Annotated in this window: 4 protein-coding genes; all 4 read left to right on the forward strand. The window is 63.5% G+C overall.

The window, feature by feature from the left end:
* Positions 1–104 precede the first annotated feature (104 nt).
* On the forward strand, positions 105–623 hold the full coding sequence (locus tag FJ404_19070; protein MBM3824954.1) for a DUF4976 domain-containing protein: 519 nt from the start codon (positions 105–107) through the stop codon (positions 621–623).
* A gap of 249 nt (positions 624–872) precedes the next feature.
* Positions 873–2,285: a hypothetical protein gene (locus FJ404_19075; GenBank protein ID MBM3824955.1), complete on the forward strand. Its 1,413-nt coding sequence runs from the start codon at positions 873–875 to the stop codon at positions 2,283–2,285.
* A complete protein-coding gene (locus tag FJ404_19080) occupies positions 2,282–5,041 on the forward strand; it encodes a c-type cytochrome (GenBank protein MBM3824956.1) in 2,760 nt (919 codons plus the stop codon). Before FJ404_19075 ends, FJ404_19080 begins: the two co-directional genes overlap by 4 nt.
* 111 nt (positions 5,042–5,152) lie before the next feature.
* Positions 5,153–5,749: LpxI family protein (locus FJ404_19085; protein MBM3824957.1), on the forward strand; the 597-nt coding region annotated here is incomplete at its 3' end.

The following is a 5,749-nucleotide window of genomic DNA, read 5'->3' on the forward strand; positions in this document are numbered from 1 at the left end:
GGCGGGAATCCTTACTGCGTCGCATCTGAAGGGTTTAATTTCTTGCGATAATACCCCGGAACGGTCAGGCTCGGTTCCCGCCATGAAAAAGCAAATTCCTATTAGTGAAAGGGATGACGGGCAAGACCACACTCTGGGAGCGATCGACCCATGTGCCGCTGATGTTTGCCGGGCCCGGTGTGACCCGCGCCGCGAAGTGCGGGCAACCGGCCGAGTTGCTCGACATCTACCCGACATTGGTCGAACTGTGTGGTCTGCCACCGAAGGCGGGCCTCGAAGGGCACAGCCTTGGGCCCCAACTGAAAACCGCCAAAACTCCCCGGCCTTGGCCGGCGATCACCACCCACAACGTTGGCAACCATGCCGTCCGCTCCGAGCACTGGCGTTACATCCGCTACGCCAACGGGGCGGAGGAACTCTACGATCTACGAGTCGATCCGAACGAGTGGACCAATCTCGCCACCAACCCGAAGCAGGCCGACGTAATTCGCGAGCACGCACAGTGGTTGCCGAAAGTCAATGCGCCGCCCGTGCCCGGGAGCGCCCATCGGGTGCTCGTTCAGGAAAACGGCCAATGGCTGTGGGAAGGCAAACCGATCCTCCCGGCGGAGAAAGAGGAATGAAGCTCTTGGCCTTAGGCGGCGTACGGTATCGCGTCGACCTTCGCTGCTCCCAATCTTAATCGTAATCTTCATCTGACTGTTAATCACCGCCGCGGGATGCTGCCGTCGGACGGCGGCACGCAGACCAAGAGAAAACCAAGATTTTCAGCAAGAATTATCCGTTCCCCGATACGGGAAGAAACTCGCTTGCTTTCGTTGTGAGCCTCCCGCCAAGTTGACGACATGCAATTTTCCCGCTTCGCAATTCGGATGACGGTATGCCTCGCCAGTCTTTGCTGGCTGACCAGCGCCGGCGTCCTCGCGGCGGCGGACGAACCACGCCCGCTCTTCGTGGAAGGCTACGCGGGTCGGGTCAGCTATGCTCCGGGCGAGGATCTCACCCTGCATGTGTCCACCAGCGCGGCGGCTTTCTCCGTCGAGATCGTGCGGCTCGGGGCGAAAGCCGAATCGGTTTGGTCATCCGCCTCGGTCGCGGGCCGCGAACATCCCGTGCCGGAGGATGCCTCGTCGCGCGGTTGCCACTGGCCGGCGGCGGTCACGCTGAAAATTCCCGCCGCGTGGCGCAGCGGTTACTACCAGGTGTCGTTGCGGGCGCGCGACGGTGGCGGGAAGTTCATTCAGCGCAACTCACGCACGGCGGAGGGTGGCTGTTACTTCGTCCTCCGGTCCGCCAACCCGGGCCAGGCTTCGAACATTCTGCTGCAGTTATCCACCCACACCTACAACGCCTACAACAACTGGGGTGGCTTCAGCCTCTATGCCTACCATGGTCGAGGCGGCAACCAGGGGCATCGCGTTTCCTACGAACGCCCGCCGGCGAGCCTGTTCAGCAATTGGGAGCAGCCGTTCGTCGAATGGGCGGAGCGCAATGGCTTCATTTTCGATTATGCGGCGAACGGCGATCTGGAGGCGCATCCGGAAATCCTGAAATCCTATCGCCTCGTGCTCAGTGTCGGGCATGATGAGTACTGGTCGGCGCCCATGCGGGACAATCTGGAACAGTTCATCGCCGACGGCGGCAACGTGGCGTTCTTCAGCGGCAACACCTGTTGCTGGCAGGTGCGCACCGAGGACGATGGTCAGGCCCTCACATGCTGGAAGCAAAATTATTTGTGGGATCCGATTTACGGGGCGCGCGACAGCCAGGCCACGCTCTCCACCCTATGGAGCCATCACCTGGTCAAGCGGCCCGAGAATCAACTCACGGGGGTCGGTTTTCTCTGGGGCGGTTATCACAAGAGTCACGGTCAACTCATGGATGGCAGCGGCGCTTACACCGTCCACCGACCGGACCACTGGCTTTTCGCGGGCACCGGACTGAAACGCGGTGATGCCTTCGGCGGCAAGGACACGATTGTCGGCTACGAGTGCGATGGTTGCGAACTGGAGTGGAAAGATGGCCTGCCTGCCCCCACCTATCGCGACGGCACCCCGAGCACGTTCACCGTGTTGGGCACCGCGCCCGCCCAATGGCATCCCGATGACTGCCAGTGGTACGAGCAATGGGAGAATGGCCGCAAAGGCAACGCCGTGCTGGGCGTTTACACGCGGGGTGGCACGGTGTTTACCTGCGGCAGCACCGATTGGGCCCACGGCCTGCGCGGCGGCGATGTCATCGTGGATCGCATCACCCGCAACGTGCTGGAGAAATTGGGGAGATGAACGTACGACCACCCCGGCGATGTTGGGGCCCTGCCTTCGTGGCGGCGCTGATGCTCGGCAGCCGGGCCGTGGCGCAACCCGTCACGCCTGACACCTTGCTGCACGATTTCGACCATGACGGCACCAAGGAAAAGCTGATCAGTCGGGCGGGGGTGTCCGAAATCCAGCAATTGGATGCGACGCGGAAGACGTGGGTTAAAGCCGATTACACCCTGCCCGAAAGCGTCGGGTTGGTGGACGCCGCCGGCAAAGACGCCGGGCTGCGGTTCGTGGATCTGAACGGCGACGGCTTCGATGACCTGCTGTTCTCGAACCCGGAGCGCTTCGCTATTTACCTGTGGTCAAAGGAGGTGCGCCTTGACCTCGGCTGGACGCGCGGGTGGTCGCAGTTCGTCCGGGCCGGCCCGAGAACCGGTGCCGCCAACGAGCCGCCTTCGGTCGTCGGCGCGGAGGTGCGCATCGAAAATGGCCAGTTGACCATCACGCGACCGGCCGGCGACGGGAAGCCCGTCACCGTCGAGCGGCGGTCGGCGAAGGCACTGATCGCCTTCGACATGCCACCCCCGAAATCGCCGGCGGAAGCGCTGGCCAGTTTCCGTGTCCGCCCGGGGTTTCGCGTCGAGCTGGTCGCCGCGGAGCCACTGGTGATGGATCCCATCGCGTTTGAATGGGGCGCGGATGGTCGGCTCTGGGTGGTGGAGATGCGCGACTATCCGCTGGGCCTCGATGGCCAGGGGAAGCCCGGCGGCGTGGTGAAGGTGTTAACCGACACGGATGGCGATGGTCGTTACGACAAGGAGACGACATTTCTCGAAGGAGTGGCCTTCCCATCCAGCGTGATGCCGTGGCGCAAGGGCGCGCTCATCGCGGCGGCACCAGATTTATTTTACGCGGAGGACACCGACGGCGACGGCCGGGCGGACGTGCGCAAGGTGTTGTTCACCGGATTCGTGGAGGGCAATCAACAGCACCGGCTCAATGGTTTCGAGTGGGGGCTCGACGGCTGGATCTACGCCGCAAACGGTGACAGCGGCGGCAAAGTGAAATCACTCGCCACCGGAAAAACCATTTCCATCAGCGGCCGGGACATCCGTTTCCGACCGGACACCGGTGAGATCGAGACGGTGTCCGCGCAAACGCAGTTTGCCCGGCGGCGTGACGATTGGGGCAACTGGTTTGGGAACAACAATCCCACCTGGCTCTGGCACGTCACCTTGCCCGAACATTATCTCCGGCGTAATCCCCAGCTGGCCGTGAAGCGCGTGCTGCATGTGCTGGCCAACTACGAAGATTCCACCCGCGTTTTCCCCGCCAGTGCGGCGATGGTACGCCCGAATCAGCCATGGTCGCTCAATCATGTCACGAGCGGGTGCAGCCCGTGTCCCTACCGCGACGAGCTGTTCGGCCCGGAGTTTGCCACCACCGTCTTCGCCAGTGAGCCGGTGCACAATGTCGTTCACCGCGAAGTCCTGGTGCGGGACGGCGCCGGTTTCACCAGCCATCGCGCCGCGGGCGAGGAACAAAGTGAATTCCTGGCGAGCACGGACAACTGGTTCCGGCCGATCATGACCAAGACCGGACCGGACGGCGCGCTCTACGTCGCCGACATGTATCGGTTTGTCCTCGAACACCCGGAGTGGATCTCACCGGAGATGCAAGCGCGGCTGGATCTGCGGGCGGGCGAAGACAAGGGACGCATTTACCGGGTGGTGCCCGAGGGTAAGCCGCGGCGGACCATCCCTAATCTGGCCGCCAAAAACACACACGATCTCGTCGCGGCGATGGACAGCGTGAACGGCTGGCAGCGCGACACCGCGATGCGCCTGCTCTTCGAGCGGGCCGACGCAGCGGCGAACGAGCCCCTCCGCGAGTTGCTGACTCTCACCCACGCGCCACAGGTTCGCCTGCAGGCCCTCGCCACCCTCGGCCTGCTCGGCGCGCTGACTCCGGAAATCGTGGTGGCCGCCCTCGCTGACCCGCATTTTGCCGTTCGCTGCGAGGCGCTCCGGCAAAGCGAATCTCAGGCCGGAAAAAGTGAGGCGTTGTTTCCCGCCGTTGCCGCCCTCGCGACCGACAGCGATGCCGCGGTCCGGTTGCAGGCCGCCTTTTCGCTCGGGGCCTGGCCGCCGGAAAAAAGTGAGCCGATACTCCGCCAACTTGCCGCGCGGGACGACGCGGATGAATTGTTACGGATCGCCATCATGTCATCGCTGCGACCCGACAGCGCGCTGTTCGCGCAGATGAAAGCCGCTGCGCCAATCCCCAAACCCGCCGCCACCAGCGTCGCTTTGACGCCCTCGTCCTCCGACCGCGCGCAAGTCATTGCCGGCTACGCGGGCGTCGGAAACCTGACGGGCGACGCCCAACGCGGGCAGCGGCAATTTCAGACCCTCTGCGTTCCCTGTCATCGGCTACGGGGTGAAGGGAATGAGGTCGGCGCCGATCTGGGCATGGTGGGCAACAAGCCGGTGGATTGGCTGGTCACCGCCATTCTCGATCCGAACCAGGCGGTCGAGGCCCGTTACCGGGCGTGGCGAATCACCCTCAAGTCGGGCGATGTGCTGGACGGCATTATCTCGGCCGAGACGGCGAACAATCTCGTCCTGCGCCTGGCCGGGGGCGTCGAGCATCCCGTGTTGCGCGGCGAGATCGCGGCGATGTCGCCCTCGCAACAATCCCTGATGCCCACCGGATTTGAATCCGCCTTGAAGCCACAGGACATGGCCGACCTCCTGCGCTGGTTGCGGTCGCCTTGATTAACACCAGCGCCGGACGTCAAAAATCGGCGCCTTTGACGTGCTGCCGTGCGCCGGAGGCGACCCAACCTTGGAATTGCTTCAACTTCAAAAGTGATTACCGTTCGCGCCGTGAGTTCGACTGCGGAATCCATTGGCATCATTGCCGGCAACCGTTCGCTCCCGCTGCTATTCGCCCGGCAAGCCCGGGCGGCGGGGGTGAAGCGCCTGGTGGCCGTGGCGTTCGAAGGCGAAACGGACCCGGCCATCGCCGCGCTGGTGGACGAAGTCGTGTGGGTGAAGGTGGGCCAGCTCGCCAAAATGATTGCCGCCTTCACCGATCGGGGTGTGAAACAATGCGTCATGCTCGGCCAGATCGCCCCGAAGAATCTCTATCACGTCCGCCCCGACCTCCGCGGCATGGCGGTCTTGTTCAAGCTGAAGGAACGGAATGCCCACACGATCTTTGGCGCCATTGCCGATGAATTGCAGAAGGACGGCGTGGAACTCATCGAAGCGACGCCGTGGTTGCAACCGCTGATGCCGGGCGCGGGATTCCAGCTCGGACGCAAATTATCCGCCGAGCAGCGCGAGGATGTGGCGTACGGTTTCGGCATCGCCAAAGAGATTTCGCGGCTGGAAATCGGCCAGCTGGTGGTGGTCAAGGCGGGCACGGTGCTGGCCGTGGAAGGATTTGAAGGCACCGACAAGTGCCTGGCGCGCGGCGGC

This window comes from Verrucomicrobiota bacterium (assembly GCA_016871495.1).
In the GTDB taxonomy this organism is placed as follows: Bacteria; Verrucomicrobiota; Verrucomicrobiia; order Limisphaerales; family VHDF01; genus VHDF01.